The 15,205-nt window shown below is 39.8% G+C and carries 15 protein-coding genes; all 15 read left to right on the top strand.

The genetic code is table 11. The features are described 5' to 3' along the window. Positions 1-3 precede the first annotated feature (3 nt). The 15 genes from efeB (at position 4) to N8M66_RS00690 (ending at position 15,199) form a co-directional block, all read left to right on the top strand. A complete protein-coding gene (gene efeB, locus N8M66_RS00760) occupies positions 4-1,218 on the top strand; it encodes an iron uptake transporter deferrochelatase/peroxidase subunit (RefSeq protein ID WP_000136411.1) in 1,215 nt (404 codons plus the stop codon). Further along, positions 1,193-2,881, top strand: coding sequence for an FTR1 family protein (locus N8M66_RS00755; protein WP_261045005.1), 1,689 nt, complete (start codon positions 1,193-1,195; stop codon positions 2,879-2,881). The genes efeB and N8M66_RS00755 overlap by 26 nt, the downstream gene beginning before the upstream one ends. Continuing rightward, entirely contained in the window at positions 2,882-3,613 is a 732-nt protein-coding gene (tatC, locus tag N8M66_RS00750) for a twin-arginine translocase subunit TatC (RefSeq protein WP_261045004.1), read from the top strand. Beyond that, the gene (gene tatA / locus N8M66_RS00745; protein WP_020902402.1) at positions 3,597-3,767 is read left to right on the top strand and encodes a twin-arginine translocase TatA/TatE family subunit; all 171 of its coding nucleotides are present in this window, start codon (positions 3,597-3,599) and stop codon (positions 3,765-3,767) included. Before tatC ends, tatA begins: the two co-directional genes overlap by 17 nt. Positions 3,768-4,102: 335 nt before the next feature. Beyond that, a complete protein-coding gene (locus N8M66_RS00740) occupies positions 4,103-4,810 on the top strand; it encodes a 2-C-methyl-D-erythritol 4-phosphate cytidylyltransferase (RefSeq protein ID WP_261045002.1) in 708 nt (235 codons plus the stop codon). Positions 4,811-4,814: 4 nt separating this feature from the next. Further along, the gene (locus N8M66_RS00735; protein WP_261045001.1) at positions 4,815-5,837 is read left to right on the top strand and encodes a ribitol-5-phosphate dehydrogenase; all 1,023 of its coding nucleotides are present in this window, start codon (positions 4,815-4,817) and stop codon (positions 5,835-5,837) included. Between the two features lie 16 nt (positions 5,838-5,853). After that, positions 5,854-6,723, top strand: coding sequence for a choline kinase LicA (licA, locus tag N8M66_RS00730; RefSeq protein WP_261044999.1), 870 nt, complete (start codon positions 5,854-5,856; stop codon positions 6,721-6,723). Beyond that, entirely contained in the window at positions 6,713-7,591 is an 879-nt protein-coding gene (locus N8M66_RS00725) for a DMT family transporter (RefSeq protein ID WP_125415806.1), read from the top strand. The genes licA and N8M66_RS00725 overlap by 11 nt, the downstream gene beginning before the upstream one ends. An 11-nt stretch (positions 7,592-7,602) precedes the next feature. After that, positions 7,603-8,292, top strand: a complete 690-nt coding sequence (locus N8M66_RS00720; RefSeq protein ID WP_261044997.1) for a sugar phosphate nucleotidyltransferase — start codon at positions 7,603-7,605, stop codon at positions 8,290-8,292. An 86-nt stretch (positions 8,293-8,378) separates the two neighbouring features. Continuing rightward, positions 8,379-9,227, top strand: coding sequence for a DNA-processing protein DprA (gene dprA, locus N8M66_RS00715; RefSeq protein ID WP_261044996.1), 849 nt, complete (start codon positions 8,379-8,381; stop codon positions 9,225-9,227). 117 nt (positions 9,228-9,344) lie between these two features. After that, entirely contained in the window at positions 9,345-11,432 is a 2,088-nt protein-coding gene (gene topA, locus N8M66_RS00710; protein ID WP_261044995.1) for a type I DNA topoisomerase, read from the top strand. Positions 11,433-11,537: 105 nt separating this feature from the next. Continuing rightward, a complete protein-coding gene (locus N8M66_RS00705) occupies positions 11,538-11,897 on the top strand; it encodes a YbaN family protein (RefSeq protein ID WP_001220352.1) in 360 nt (119 codons plus the stop codon). Between the two features lie 92 nt (positions 11,898-11,989). Then, complete coding sequence (locus tag N8M66_RS00700; protein ID WP_261044994.1) at positions 11,990-12,622, top strand: copper homeostasis protein CutC; 633 nt, start codon at positions 11,990-11,992, stop codon at positions 12,620-12,622. A 43-nt stretch (positions 12,623-12,665) separates the two neighbouring features. Continuing rightward, entirely contained in the window at positions 12,666-13,322 is a 657-nt protein-coding gene (locus N8M66_RS00695; protein ID WP_261044993.1) for an MmcQ/YjbR family DNA-binding protein, read from the top strand. 314 nt (positions 13,323-13,636) lie between these two features. Continuing rightward, positions 13,637-15,199, top strand: coding sequence for a 2-isopropylmalate synthase (locus N8M66_RS00690; RefSeq protein ID WP_261044992.1), 1,563 nt, complete (start codon positions 13,637-13,639; stop codon positions 15,197-15,199). Positions 15,200-15,205 lie beyond the last annotated feature (6 nt).

Raw genomic sequence — 15,205 nt, 5'->3', positions numbered from 1 at the left:
GTCATGACTGAAAAAGACGAAAAGTTTTTTGAGAAGAAAATGGACCGTCGAGAATTTCTAAAAAAAGCAGGGATTGGAGGGGCTGGTTTAGCGCTAGGACTCTCTGGTGCTTCTGCTTTTTTCGCACCTAAGCTAGGAAGTCAGGAAAAAATCTCGTACGGAAATGAAAAAATTGCTTTTTATGGCAAGCATCAAGCTGGGATTAGTACGCCCATGCAAAAGAATATCTATTTTGTTGTCTTGGACCTACATACGACGGATAGAGATAAGATTATCCAACTATTCAAGGATTGGACGGATTATAGTGCCAAGTTGGTTGAAGGGGAACTGGTCAAAAAAGATGGCCAGAATGCTCTCTTGCCTCCAAGCGATACTGGTGAGACAGTCGGGCTTAACCCTCATCGTCTAACGCTGACTTTTGGTGTGTCTGCAAGTTTCTTGAAAAAGATGAACTTGGAGAACAAGCGTCCTCAAGTGTTCAGGGATTTACCGCCTTTTCCTAAGGAGCAATTGCGTGAAAAATATACTGGTGGGGATATTGTGATTCAGGCTTGTGCAGATGATGAGCAGGTTGCCTTTCATGCCATTCGCAATCTCATCCGTAAGGGAAGAAATGCAGTGACCCTTCGTTGGAGTCAGTCTGGATTTGCAGCTATCGGAGATCGAATGGAGACTCCGCGTAACCTCTTTGGTTTTAAAGATGGAACAGCAAATCCAACCAAGGAGCAAGACTTTGACCGCGTTATCTGGGCTGATAGTAAGGACTGGATGGAAAATGGTTCTTATATGGCAGTGCGTCGGATTCAGATGTTTTTAGAGACCTGGGACCGCACTAGTCTTGAAGAACAAGAAAATACTTTTGGTCGTTACAAGGAAAGTGGTGCCCCCTTTGGTAAGAAGAACGAGTTTGATGAAGTGGATTTGAGTCTTTTGCCAGATGATTCGCATGTTCGTTTAGCCAAGGAAGTGGACAAGCCCCTTTTACGTCGTTCTTATTCTTACTCAGATGGGATTGATGAAAAGACTGGCCAGTTTGATACGGGTCTGCTCTTCATTTCTTTCCAGAAGGATCCTGATAACTTTGTCAAGGTTCAAACCAATCTAGGTGCTACTGATAAGATGAATGAATATATCACTCACATCGGTAGTGGACTCTTTGCTTGCTTTGGTGGTGTGGAGAAAGGAGGCTACATTGGTCAGAAATTATTGGAAGGCTAGAAGCTGGTTCTTGGTTTTAGCTTTGTTATTTTTAATTCTTTCCCCAGTAGGTGCCCAAGAGAGTCTAAGTTCTTACTTTGTGAAAATCACAGATGCGTCCAAAGCGGTTAAAAATGGCAATCAGTCTGAAGCACAGAAACTCGTTGCAGAGATGGCATCAGACTTTGAAAGAGTAAAAGACAGTAATTCTGAGGCTGGTAAAGTCGTTAAGGAAAAGTTAGTACAATCAGGAGAGATTACTGAAGACAAACTCACTCAACTTTCTTCAGCCTTATTAGCCTTTGAAAAAGAACAAAATCCTGTTGACTTAGATGCGGAAAAGGAAAAATTGGTGAACCGTCTAAGTCCTCGTTTTGAAGCATTGGAGCAGGCCATTGCCTCCAAAGATTTGGAAAAAGTGCGAGAAGCCTTTAAGAAAATGAATTCCACTTGGACTATCAATGAAAGTGTGGTTCGTGACAATAGTACGGCCCATTATGGACGTGTTGAAACAGCTATTTCCTTCCTACGTAGTAGCATGGAAACCGAGCCTACAGATTTTAACTCGATCCAGACTTCCTTTGAGGACTTAAAAAAGGCTATTGATGATTTTGTAAGCGGAAAAGAAGTAGTAGCAACATCTTCTGATTTGAGTCTCAAAGACGGCATTGCCCTTTTGAAGAAGGCTTTGGAACAATTCCAAGCTGGTGACCAAGCATCAGGAGCAGCCAATATGAAGGAATTCATCACTATCTGGCCAACGATTGAGGGTTCTGTTAGCACGACCAATCCATCCCTCTATATTAGAGTGGAGAGTGAAAGCCCTGTGATTATGGTCAAGGGAAGTGAGAAGGACTACCAAGAAAAATTAGAAAAACTGATTGCAGATTTATCACAGATTGATACTAGCGCACGTTACAATGCCTTTGATGCCATGCTGATCCTCTTGAGAGAAGGAGTAGAAGCTCTCTTAATCGTTATGACCTTGGTAACGACCTTGAAAGCAGCCAAGTTGCGAAAAGGCCTCAAGTGGGTTTATGGTGGTGCTATCACAGGAATCATGGCCAGTCTGGTCATTGCTTTCATCCTGCAAATTGCCTTTCCAGCAGTTACATCAGGCTCCAATCGTGAAATCATCGAAGGAGCAGTTGGGATTTTTGCAGTTGCTATGATGATTGTGATTGGAATCTGGCTCCACAGCAAATCTTCTGTCAAAAAATGGAATGCCTTTATGGAGTCGCAAATGGAAACAGTGACTAAAACAGGTTCTTTCATTTCCATGTTTGCCCTCAGTTTTCTAGCTGTTTTCCGTGAGGGAGCAGAAACCATTCTTTTTTATGTTGGGATTTTACCAAGAATTTCCAGTTTTGAATTTGTCTTGGGAATTTCACTTGCCTTGCTGGTTCTGGTAGTTATTGCCATCGTGATGAACAAGGCCAGTCAATTCTTTCTGCCACATAAGGTCTTCTTTATCCTGACTTGGATGATTTATGCTCTGGCTTTCAAGATGCTTGGGGTTAGTGTCCATGCTCTTCAGTTGAACAATATGGCACCTAACCACTTGCTGACAGGATTTCCAACAATCGATCTGCTTGGAATTTATCCAAGTTGGGAAGGTTTGGTTAGCCAGCTAATATTTGTTGTTATCGTTTTGATTGTCACTTTCAGACAGGGTGAAAAATAGATGGATAGAAAAGAATTGACAATCGTTGAACATCTGGTAGAATTTAGAAAGAGATTATTGGCAGTAGTCATTTGTTTCTTTTTGGTATTCTGTGTTTCTCTGCTTTTTGCAGACCAGATTTACCAGTATGTGACCCAATCTTTTCAGCAAAAGTTGATTGTTTTAGGTCCTAATGATATTTTATGGATATACATACGTTTGGCTAGTCTGATGGCCTTTACCATCACCCTACCTTATACAGTTTATCATATTTGGTCTTTCATCAAACCTGGTTTAAGAAAGGAAGAAGCTAGAGCAATTTTTGCCTATATTCCAGCTAGTTTCCTTTGTTTTCTAGTTGGACTGGCTTTTGGTTTTTACTTTGTAACACCAGCCTTACTTCAGGTTTTATTAGGGCTAGGAGAAGGACTATTTGAAACACAGTTAACAGCTCAAAATTATCTGTCCTTTGTTTTTCAAACGACCTTGCCCTTGGCTCTGATTTTTGAATTGCCAGTTATCATTGCCTTTTTGACGTCAATTGGACTCATTGGACCAGAATTATTGATTGCTTATCGTCGATATGCTTATTTTATTTTATTGGTACTCGCAGTCATCTTGACACCAGCTGACTTTGTCAGCGATTTGGCAATGACTGCCCCCTTGATATTACTCTATGAATTGAGTATTGCTATCATCAAACACATTATGAAACGCAAGCAGAAAGGAGAGAGAAATGGGAATCTTACGTGATATCGGAGCACCAGGATTAATTATCATCGTTTTAGGAGCTCTCTTGATTTTTGGACCAAAGCGATTGCCTGAACTAGGAGAGTCAATCGGTAAAATGCTGTCTGAATTTAAAAAAGCAGTTAAAGGAACTGAAAATCAAGATAAGAAAGATTAAGACTGGTGAGTTTTACTAAAAATAAGAAGTTAGGAAGTGTGTCTCTATTGGACATTTATCATTTCCTAGCTTTTTCTTGTATTAAGAAAATATAAATTTAAGCTTTCTTTAAGAAAACTATATTATTCTGAAGAACTCTAAAATTTCACAGCCATTTATTAGTAATGACTATTGAATTCCTAGTCACTACTAGAAATGGACTAGTTTCTTTGAATAATGGAACTGCTTAATCCTCCTATTCTAGAACGGGATGACTAGTATTTCTTTTATGATAGGAGTAGATTGTGGTATAATAGAGAGAATAAGTTTTTTTAGTAAGACAAAGGAGAAAATAGATGATTTATGCAGGAATTCTTGCCGGTGGAACTGGCACACGTATGGGAATCAGTAATTTGCCAAAACAATTTTTAGAGCTAGGTGATCGACCTATTTTGATTCATACAATTGAAAAATTTGTCTTGGAACCAAGTATTGAAAAAATTGTGGTTGGGGTTCATGGAGACTGGGTTTCCCATGCAGAGGATCTTGTAGATAAATATCTACCTCTTCATAAGGACCGTATCATCATTACAAAAGGTGGTGCTGACCGCAATACGAGTATTGAAAAAATCATTGAAGCCATTGATGCTTATCGTCCGCTTACGCCAGAGGATATCGTTGTTACACACGATTCTGTTCGTCCATTTATTACGCTTCGCATGATTCAGGACAATATCAAACTTGCTCAAAATCATGACGCAGTAGACACAGTGGTAGAAGCGGTTGATACTATCGTTGAAAGTACTAACAGTCAATTTATTACAGATATTCCAAATCGTGCTCACCTCTATCAAGGACAAACACCTCAAACATTCCGTTGCAAGGACTTCATGGATCTTTACGGTTCTCTCTCTGCCGAAGAGAAAGAAATCTTAACAGATGCATGTAAAATCTTTGTAATCAAAGGAAAAGATGTAGCCTTGGCTAAGGGTGAATATTCAAATCTGAAAATTACTACAGTAACAGATTTGAAGATTGCAAAAAGCATGATTGAGGAAGAGTAATAAAATGATTAATCAAATTTACCAACTAACAAAGCCTAAGTTTATCAATGTCAAATATCAGGAAGAGGCTATTGACCAAGAGAATCATATCCTCATCCGCCCTAATTATATGGCGGTCTGTCATGCGGATCAGCGTTACTACCAAGGAAAACGTGATCCGAAGATTTTGAATAAAAAACTTCCAATGGCAATGATTCACGAGTCATGTGGAACCGTTATTTCTGACCCGACAGGAACCTACGAGGTTGGTCAAAAAGTTGTTATGATTCCCAATCAGCCTCCTATGGAGAGTGATGAAGAATTCTATGAAAACTACATGACAGGGACCCATTTCTTGTCTAGTGGATTTGATGGCTTTATGCGAGAGTTTGTTTCTCTCCCTAAAGACCGTGTGGTGGCTTATGATGCTATTGAAGATACGGTTGCAGCGATTACAGAGTTTGTCAGTGTCGGTATGCATGCCATGAATCGTCTATTGACTCTTGCTCATAGCAAGCGGGATCGAATCGCCGTCATCGGAGATGGAAGTTTAGCTTTTGTGGTTGCCAATATTATCAACTATACTCTACCAGAAGCAGAGATTGTGGTTATTGGTCGTCATTGGGAAAAGTTGGAACTCTTCTCTTTTGCCAAGGAATGCTATATTACTGATAATATTCCTGAAGATTTGGCCTTTGACCATGCTTTTGAGTGTTGTGGTGGTGATGGTACTGGACCAGCTATTAATGACTTGATTCGCTACATTCGTCCTCAGGGAACGATTCTCATGATGGGAGTTAGTGAGTATAAAGTCAATCTCAATACACGCGATGCCTTAGAAAAAGGTTTGCTCTTGGTTGGTTCCTCTCGTTCTGGTCGCATCGATTTTGGAAATGCAATCCAAATGATGGAAGTCAAGAAATTTGCCAATCGTCTTAAAAATATCCTTTATCTAGAAGAACCTGTAAGAGAAATTAAAGATATTCACCGTGTCTTTGCGACCGATTTAAACACAGCCTTTAAAACAGTGTTTAAGTGGGAAGTATAGGTGCTGGAGGTTAATTGTGGAGAAAATCATTAAAGAAAAAATTTCTTCCTTACTTAGTCAAGAAGAGGAAGTCCTCAGTGTTGAACAACTGGGGGGAATGACCAATCAAAACTATTTGGCCAAAACAACAAATAAGCAATACATTGTTAAGTTTTTTGGTAAAGGGACAGAAAAGCTGATCAATCGTCAAGATGAAAAGTATAATCTTGAACTACTAAAGGATTTAGACTTAGATGTAAAAAATTATCTTTTTGATATTGAAGCTGGTATCAAAGTTAATGAGTATATCGAATCTGCGATTACGCTGGATTCAACGTCGATCAAGACCAAATTTGATAAAATTGCTCCAATATTACAAACTATTCATGCTTCTGGCAAGGAATTAAGAGGAGAATTTGCTCCGTTTGAAGAAATCAAAAAATACGAATCCTTGATTGAAGAGAAAATCCCTTATGCCAACTATGAAGCAGTTAGAGAAGAAGTCTTCTCTTTAGAGAAAAGACTGGCTGACTTAGGTGTTGACAGAAAATCTTGTCATATCGATTTGGTGCCTGAAAACTTTATCGAATCACCTCAAGGACGACTTTATCTAATTGACTGGGAATATTCATCAATGAACGATCCAATGTGGGATTTGGCTGCCCTCTTTTTAGAGTCCGAATTCACTCACCAAGAGGAAGAAGCTTTCTTATCTCACTATGAGAGTGAACAAACACCTGTCTCTCGTGAAAAGATTGCCATTTATAAAATTTTGCAAGATGCTATTTGGAGTCTATGGACAGTCTATAAGGAAGAGCAAGGTGCAGATTTTGGTGATTATGGTGTGAATCGTTACCAAAGAGCTGTTAAAGGTCTAGCTTATTATGGAGGTTCTGATGAAAAATAAAAATGGAGTTTCTTTTGGTCTACTCTCAGGTATTTTCTGGGGGTTAGGTCTAACGATCAGTGCTTATATCTTTTCGATTTTTACAGATTTGTCACCCTTTGTGGTAGCCGCTGCTCATGATTTCTTGAGTATCTTTATCTTACTAGCTTTTCTCTTGGTAAAAGAAGGAAAAGTTCGTCTCTCAATTTTCTTAAATATTCGCAATGTTAGTGTTATCATCGGAGCCTTACTAGCAGGCCCTATCGGTATGCAGGCCAATCTTTATGCAGTTAAGTATATCGGAAGTTCTTTAGCTTCATCTGTATCAGCTATTTACCCTGCGATTTCAGTTTTATTGGCTTTCTTCTTTTTGAAGCACAAGATTTCGAAAAATACTGTGTTTGGGATTATCTTGATTATTGCAGGAATTATTGCCCAGACCTATAAGGTTGAACAGGTCAATTCCTTCTACATTGGGATTCTCTGTGCTTTGGTTTGTGCCATTGCATGGGGGAGTGAAAGTGTCCTTAGCTCTTTTGCTATGGAAAGTGAATTAAGTGAAATCGAAGCCCTCTTAATCCGTCAAGTGACTTCATTCTTGTCCTATCTTGTGATTGTGCTCTTCTCTCATCAGTCATTTGCAGAAGTAGCTAATGGACAATTGTTAGGTCTTATGATTGTCTTTGCAGCCTTTGATATGATTTCCTACTTGGCTTATTATATCGCTATCAATCGCTTACAACCAGCCAAGGCTACAGGCTTGAACGTGAGCTATGTAGTCTGGACTGTCTTGTTTGCAGTTATTTTCTTGGGTGCACCACTAGATATGCTGACAATTATTACGTCACTTGTCGTCATTGCTGGAGTTTATATTATTATTAAAGAATAAAGGAGATTCGTGTGAAAGCCATCATCTTAGCAGCGGGATTGGGAACTCGCTTGCGTCCTATGACTGAAAATACCCCTAAAGCCTTGGTTAAGGTTAATCAAAAACCTTTGATTGAATACCAAATTGAGTTTTTAAAAGAAAAAGGTATCCATGATATCATCATCATTGTTGGTTACCTTAAAGAACAATTTGATTACTTAAAAGAAAAATATGGTGTTCGCCTCGTTTTCAATGATAAATACGCTGACTACAATAACTTTTACTCTCTCTATCTTGTAAAAGAAGAATTAGCTAACAGTTACGTTATCGATGCCGATAATTATCTCTTTAAAAATATGTTCCGCAATGATTTGACACGTTCTACTTATTTTAGTGTTTATCGTGAAGATTGTACCAACGAATGGTTCTTGGTCTATGGAGATGACTACAAGGTTCAAGACATTATTGTTGATAGCAAAGCTGGTCGTATCCTGAGTGGTGTATCCTTCTGGGATGCTCCAACTGCAGAAAAGATTGTCAGCTTTATCGACAAGGCTTATGCAAGTGGTGAATTTGTTGACCTCTATTGGGATAATATGGTTAAGGATAATATCAAAGAACTAGATGTCTATGTTGAAGAATTAGAAGGCAACAGCATCTATGAAATTGACAGTGTCCAAGATTATCATAAATTGGAAGAAATTCTTAAAAATGAAAATTAAAGATTCCAACATCTGACTAAAATAGTCGGATGTTTTTTGATTTTTTACGAATAAATAGATGAGTAGAAAAAGAAATGGAGCTATTTATGAAAATCACAAATTATGAAATCTATAAGTTAAAAAAATCAGGTTTGACCAATCAACAAATTTTGAAAGTTCTAGAATACGGTGAAAATGTTGATCAAGAACTGTTGTTAGGTGATATTGCAGATATATCAGGTTGCCGAAATCCAGCTGTCTTTATGGAACGTTATTTTCAGATAGACGATAAGCATTTGGAGAAGGAGTTTCAAAAATTTCCATCTTTCTCTATTTTAGATGACTGTTACCCTTGGGATTTGAGTGAAATATACGATGCACCTGTGCTTTTATTTTATAAGGGCAATCTTGAACTCTTGAAATTTCCTAAGGTAGCGGTTGTGGGGAGTCGTGCTTGTAGCAAACAGGGAGCTAAGTCAGTTGAAAAAGTCATTCAAGGCTTGGAAAATGAACTGGTTATCGTCAGTGGATTAGCCAAGGGCATTGACACAGCAGCTCATATGGCAGCTCTTCAGAATGGCGGAAAAACCATTGCAGTGATTGGAACAGGTCTGGATGTATTTTATCCTAAAGCCAATAAACGTTTGCAAGACTACATCAGCAATGACCATCTGGTTCTCAGTGAGTATGGACCTGGCGAACAACCTCTGAAATTTCATTTTCCTGCCCGTAATCGCATCATTGCTGGACTTTGCCGTGGTGTGATTGTAGCAGAGGCTAAGATGCGCTCAGGTAGTCTTATTACCTGTGAGCGAGCAATGGAAGAAGGGCGCGATGTCTTTGCTATTCCAGGTAGCATTTTAGATGGATTATCAGACGGTTGCCATCATTTGATCCAAGAAGGGGCAAAATTGGTCACAAGTGGGCAGGATGTTCTTGCGGAATTTGAATTTTAAGACGAAATTTCGCTTACTGGACAAACTTTTCTTCTATATATAGGAGCTAAGTCTTGACAGTTATGGCAAAATGGTTTACACTTTATAAAGTTTATTACTTTGAAAAGGTGTGATACTGTGGCTACGGCAACAAAAAAGAAAAAATCAACAGTTAAAAAAAATCTAGTAATCGTGGAGTCGCCTGCTAAGGCGAAAACGATTGAAAAATATCTAGGCAGAAATTACAAGGTTTTAGCCAGTGTCGGGCATATTCGGGATTTGAAGAAATCCAGTATGTCCGTTGATATTGAAAATAATTATGAACCGCAATATATCAATATCCGAGGAAAAGGTCCTCTCATTAATGACTTGAAAAAAGAAGCTAAAAAAGCTAATAAAGTCTTTCTGGCGAGTGACCCGGACCGTGAAGGAGAAGCGATTTCTTGGCATTTGGCCCATATCCTCAACTTGGATGAAAATGATGCCAACCGTGTGGTCTTCAATGAAATCACCAAGGACGCAGTCAAAAATGCATTTAAAGAACCACGCAAGATTGATATGGACTTGGTTGATGCCCAACAGGCTCGTCGTGTCTTGGACCGCTTGGTAGGCTATTCGATTTCGCCTATTTTATGGAAAAAGGTTAAGAAGGGCTTGTCAGCAGGGCGAGTACAGTCTATTGCCCTTAAACTTATCATTGACCGTGAGAATGAAATCAATGCTTTCCAGCCAGAGGAATACTGGACAATTGATGGCGTCTTTAAAAAGGAAACCAAGCAATTCCAGGCTTCCTTCTATGGAGTAGATGGTAAAAAGCTGAAACTGACTAGCAATGACGAAGTTAAGGAAGTATTGTCTCGTCTGACTAGTAAAGACTTTTCAGTGGATCAGGTAGATAAGAAAGAGCGCAAACGCAATGCTCCTTTACCTTATACTACTTCATCTATGCAGATGGATGCTGCCAATAAAATCAATTTCCGTACTCGAAAAACCATGATGGTTGCCCAACAGCTCTATGAAGGAATTAATATCGGTTCTGGTGTCCAAGGTTTGATTACCTATATGCGTACCGATTCGACTCGTATCAGTCCAGTAGCGCAGAACGAAGCAGCAAGTTTCATTACGGACCGTTTTGGTAGCAAGTATTCTAAGCATGGTAGCAAGGTCAAAAATGCTTCTGGAGCTCAGGATGCCCACGAGGCAATTCGTCCGTCTAGCGTCTTCAATACACCGGAAAGCATCGCTAAGTATCTGGACAAGGATCAGCTTAAGCTTTATACCCTTATCTGGAATCGTTTTGTGGCGAGCCAGATGACAGCTGCAGTCTTTGATACCATGGCTGTTAAATTGTCTCAAAATGGGGTCCAATTTGCTGCTAATGGTAGTCAGGTTAAGTTTGATGGTTATCTTGCTATTTATAACGATTCTGACAAGAATAAGATGTTACCAGATATGACTGTTGGAGATATGGTCAAGCAGGTCAATAGCAAACCAGAGCAACATTTCACACAACCGCCTGCTCGCTATTCTGAAGCGACCTTGATCAAGACCTTGGAGGAAAATGGGGTTGGACGTCCATCAACCTATGCACCAACCATTGAAACCATTCAGAAACGTTACTATGTTCGCCTTGCAGCCAAACGTTTTGAACCAACAGAGTTGGGAGAAATTGTTAACAAGCTCATCGTTGAATATTTCCCAGATATCGTAAACGTGACCTTTACAGCTGAAATGGAAGGCAAACTGGATGATGTCGAAGTTGGGAAAGAGCAGTGGCAACGTGTCATTGATGCCTTTTACAAACCATTCTCTAAAGAAGTTGCCAAGGCTGAAGAAGAAATGGAAAAAATCCAAATCAAGGATGAACCAGCTGGATTTGACTGTGAAGTGTGTGGCAGTCCAATGGTCATTAAACTTGGTCGTTTTGGTAAGTTCTACGCTTGTAGCAATTTCCCAGATTGCCGTCATACCCAAGCAATCGTGAAAGAAATCGGTGTTGAGTGTCCAAGTTGTCATCAGGGACAAATCATTGAACGTAAAACCAAGCGTAACCGCCTCTTCTATGGTTGCAATCGCTATCCAGACTGTGAATTTACTTCTTGGGACAAGCCTGTTGGTCGTGACTGTCCAAAATGTGGCAACTTCCTCATGGAGAAAAAAGTTCGTGGTGGTGGCAAGCAGGTTGTTTGTAGTAATGGCGACTACGAAGAAGAAAAGATTAAATAAGAGGAGAGTCCTGAAAGTGAATTTCAGGCTCTTTTTGATTAGAACTTGACAAAATTCATCATTGTATGCGAAACTAGAAGAAGATTATTTTAATTAGGAGTAGTTATGCGTATTATTTATCTAATTATTGGTTTTTTATCACTAGCCTTAGCTATTGTTGGGGTTGTTCTGCCCTTGTTGCCAACAACTCCCTTTCTTTTGTTGTCTATCGCTTGTTTCTCCAGAAGTTCCAAGCGTTTCGAAGACTGGCTTTACCATACCAAGCTCTATCAAGCATATGTGGCTGATTTTCGTGAGACCAAGTCTATTGCGCGTGAACGTAAGAAAAAAATCATCGTTTCTATCTACATCTTGATGGGAATTTCCATTTATTTTGCCCCTCTTTTACCAGTCAAAATCGGTCTGGGTGCTTTGACCATCTTTATCACCTATTATCTCTTTAAGGTTATTCCAGACAAAGAATAGTTAAAATAGTAGTTATTTCCCTTGATAAAATTGAAAGCATATTTACAACAATATGATATAATAAATTTAAAGTAATCTTCAAGGAGAATCAAATGATTTACGAATTTTGTGCTGAAAATGTGACCTTGCTTGAAAAAGCGATGCAGGCTGGAGCTCGCCGAATTGAACTTTGTGACAATCTAGCAGTTGGTGGGACAACACCTAGCTATGGAGTGACCAAGGCAGCGGTTGAACTGGCAGCTAACTATGAAACGACTATCATGACCATGATTCGTCCTCGTGGTGGTGACTTTGTCTATAATGATATAGAAATTGCAATCATGCTAGAAGACATTCGTTTAACTGCTCAGGCTGGAAGTCAAGGAGTTGTATTTGGTGCATTGAATGCTGATAAGAAGTTGGACAAGGCCAATCTTGAAAAATTGATTGCTGCATCAAAAGGAATGGAAATTGTCTTCCACATGGCCTTTGATGAATTGAGTGATGAAGATCAACTGGAAGCTATTGACTGGCTCAGCCAAGCTGGTGTCACTCGTATCTTAACTCGTGCTGGTATGTCTGGCGATTCGCTAGACAAACGTTTTGCTCACTATCACAGAATTTTAGAGCACGCTAAAGGTAAGATTGAAATTCTACCAGGTGGGGGGATTGACCTTGACAACCGTCAAACCTTTATTGACCAGCTGGGCGTGACACAATTGCACGGAACCAAGGTTGTCTTTTAAAAAATGGAAAGGAACTGCTAGCTTTGGGTAGCAGTTTTCACTTATGTTTAAAATTTTTAAATCCTATCAGTTTAATCAAGAAAAGGCTCGTGCCTATGGTTTTGTAGAAAATGGGGAAGTCTGGACTTATAGTTGCCAGATTTTGCAAGGTGACTTTGTCATGGTTGTGTCCATCACTGCTGATAATGTGAGTTTTCAGGTCTTTGATCAGGAAACGGGCGACCTCTATCCTCAAGTTCATATGGAAAGCATGAGGGGAAGTTTTGCAGGAAGTGTCCGTGAGGCTTGTTTGGAGATTCTTTACCAGATTCGGAAGGCTTGTTTTGAGGTACAGGATTTTATCTGCCCTCAGACTAAACGAATCATGACTCAAGTTCAGGAAAAGTATGGTAATCAGCTGGAGTATCTGTGGGAGAAATCGCCTGATACGGCAGTGTTAAGACATGAAGGCAATCAAAAGTGGTATGCTGTTTTGATGAGAATACCTTGGGATAGGTTAGATAAGGGGAGAGAAGGATTAGTGGAAGCAGTTAATCTCAAACACGATCAAGTAGCGGACTTGCTTTCACAAAAGGGGATTTATCCAGCTTTTCATATGAACAAACGCTACTGGATTAGTGTGGCTTTTGATGATACCTTGTCGGATGAAGAGTTACTGGAATTGATAGAAAAAAGTTGGAATTTAACTTCTAAAAAATGAAACATTTCAAGATTTTTCAAGAACTTTCAATTAGCGAAATATTCTTTACTGAAGAAATTTTCAGAAAATATTGGATTTTTTCTTGACAAGTGTTTTTAGCTATGCTAAAATACTAAACAAGATATCAAACGAAGGAGAAAGTCAAACATGAAAACAGCTAAGTTTAATCAATTTGCTTTGTTGTTGAGGTACTCGGGCTAGTGCAAAAAGCATTAGTCCTGTTTGGCTTACCAAGCGGGAGTGAATCAACATCTCGCTTGGATTTCTAAGCGAGATGTTTTTTTAAAAACCACATTTGGAAAAGGGGAAATCTTATGAGAACAGTTGAATTTCTAGATACCAGCCTTCGGGATGGAGAGCAGACACCGGGTGTTAACTTCTCAATCAAGGAAAAAATTGCCATTGCAAGGCAGCTGGAGAAATGGGGCATTTCAGCCATCGAAGCTGGTTTTCCAGCGGCTAGCCCAGACTCATTTACGGCAGTGCAGGAGATTGCTAAGGTCTTGAAGAAAACAGCCGTGACTGGTCTAGCCCGCTCTGTCAAGTCTGATATTGATGCTTGTTATGAGGCCCTCAAGGACGCCAAGTATCCACAAGTACACGTTTTTATTGCTACCAGTCCGATTCACCGCAAGTATAAGCTTAATAAGAGCAAGGAAGAGATTTTGGAAGCTATCAAGGAGCATGTTTCTTATGCTCGTTCTAAGTTTGAAGTGGTCGAATTCTCTCCTGAAGATGCAACTAGAACAGAGTTGGATTTCCTCTTGCAAGTTGTTCAAACAGCTGTCGACGCAGGGGCGTCTTATATCAATATCCCTGATACGGTTGGATTTACTACACCAGAAGAGTATGGAGCAATCTTCAAACACCTGATTGAGAATGTCAAGACGGATCGTCAGATTATCTATTCGCCTCACTGTCATGATGACCTCGGAATGGCAGTGGCAAATAGCCTTGCTGCTGTCAAGAACGGTGCAGGACGTGTCGAAGGGACTATCAACGGAATAGGTGAGAGAGCTGGAAATGCTGCTTTGGAAGAAATTGCAGTGGCTCTCAATATTCGCCAAGATTACTACCAGGCAGAGACAAGTATTGTCCTAAATGAAACCATCAATACGTCAGAAATGGTTTCTCGTTTCTCTGGTATTCCAGTTCCTAAAAACAAGGCCGTCGTTGGTGGCAATGCCTTCTCTCACGAGTCTGGTATTCACCAAGACGGAGTCCTTAAAAATCCTCTTACTTATGAAATCATCACACCTGAATTGGTTGGTGTTAAGAGCAATAGTCTTCCGCTTGGTAAATTGTCAGGTCGCCATGCCTTTGTTGAAAAACTAAGAGAATTGGCCCTAGACTTTACAGAAGAGGATATCAAACCACTCTTTGCTAAGTTCAAGGCTCTGGCCGATAAGAAACAAGAAATTACAGATGCAGATATTCGAGCTCTGGTCGCTGGAACCATGGTTGAAAATCCAGAAGGCTTCCATTTTGATGATTTACAACTTCAAACTCATGCAGATAATGACATTGAAGCGCTTGTTAGCCTAGCCAATATGGATGGTGAGAAAGTCGAATTTAATGCGACAGGACAAGGTTCTGTTGAAGCAATCTTTAATGCTATCGATAAGTTCTTTAACCAATCCGTCCGCTTGGTGTCCTATAATATTGATGCGGTGACAGATGGAATTGATGCCCAAGCTCGGGTTTTGGTCACTGTTGAAAACAGAGATACGGAAACTATCTTTAACGCAGCTGGTCTTGATTTCGATGTGTTGAAGGCTTCGGCTATTGCCTACATCAATGCTAATACCTTTGTTCAAAAAGAGAACGCTGGTGAGATGGGACGCAGTGTTTCTTACCGCGACATGCCGAGTGTGTAAAGGAGA

Source organism: Streptococcus mitis (assembly GCF_946188585.1).
Taxonomy (GTDB): Bacteria; Bacillota; Bacilli; order Lactobacillales; family Streptococcaceae; genus Streptococcus; species Streptococcus mitis_DG.
This window is presented reverse-complemented; position numbering and strand designations above follow the sequence as displayed.

What these genes read in the sequence shown, in the direction of transcription:
- efeB (WP_000136411.1), top strand. Translation starts at nt 4, where the DNA reads ATGACTGAAAAAGACGAAAAGTTTTTTGAGAAGAAAATGGACCGTCGA.
- tatC (WP_261045004.1), top strand. Translation starts at nt 2,882, where the DNA reads ATGGATAGAAAAGAATTGACAATCGTTGAACATCTGGTAGAATTTAGA.
- tatA (WP_020902402.1), top strand. Translation starts at nt 3,597, where the DNA reads ATGGGAATCTTACGTGATATCGGAGCACCAGGATTAATTATCATCGTT.
- N8M66_RS00740 (WP_261045002.1), top strand. Translation starts at nt 4,103, where the DNA reads ATGATTTATGCAGGAATTCTTGCCGGTGGAACTGGCACACGTATGGGA.
- N8M66_RS00735 (WP_261045001.1), top strand. Translation starts at nt 4,815, where the DNA reads ATGATTAATCAAATTTACCAACTAACAAAGCCTAAGTTTATCAATGTC.
- N8M66_RS00725 (WP_125415806.1), top strand. Translation starts at nt 6,713, where the DNA reads ATGAAAAATAAAAATGGAGTTTCTTTTGGTCTACTCTCAGGTATTTTC.
- dprA (WP_261044996.1), top strand. Translation starts at nt 8,379, where the DNA reads ATGAAAATCACAAATTATGAAATCTATAAGTTAAAAAAATCAGGTTTG.
- N8M66_RS00705 (WP_001220352.1), top strand. Translation starts at nt 11,538, where the DNA reads ATGCGTATTATTTATCTAATTATTGGTTTTTTATCACTAGCCTTAGCT.
- N8M66_RS00700 (WP_261044994.1), top strand. Translation starts at nt 11,990, where the DNA reads ATGATTTACGAATTTTGTGCTGAAAATGTGACCTTGCTTGAAAAAGCG.
- N8M66_RS00695 (WP_261044993.1), top strand. Translation starts at nt 12,666, where the DNA reads ATGTTTAAAATTTTTAAATCCTATCAGTTTAATCAAGAAAAGGCTCGT.
- N8M66_RS00690 (WP_261044992.1), top strand. Translation starts at nt 13,637, where the DNA reads ATGAGAACAGTTGAATTTCTAGATACCAGCCTTCGGGATGGAGAGCAG.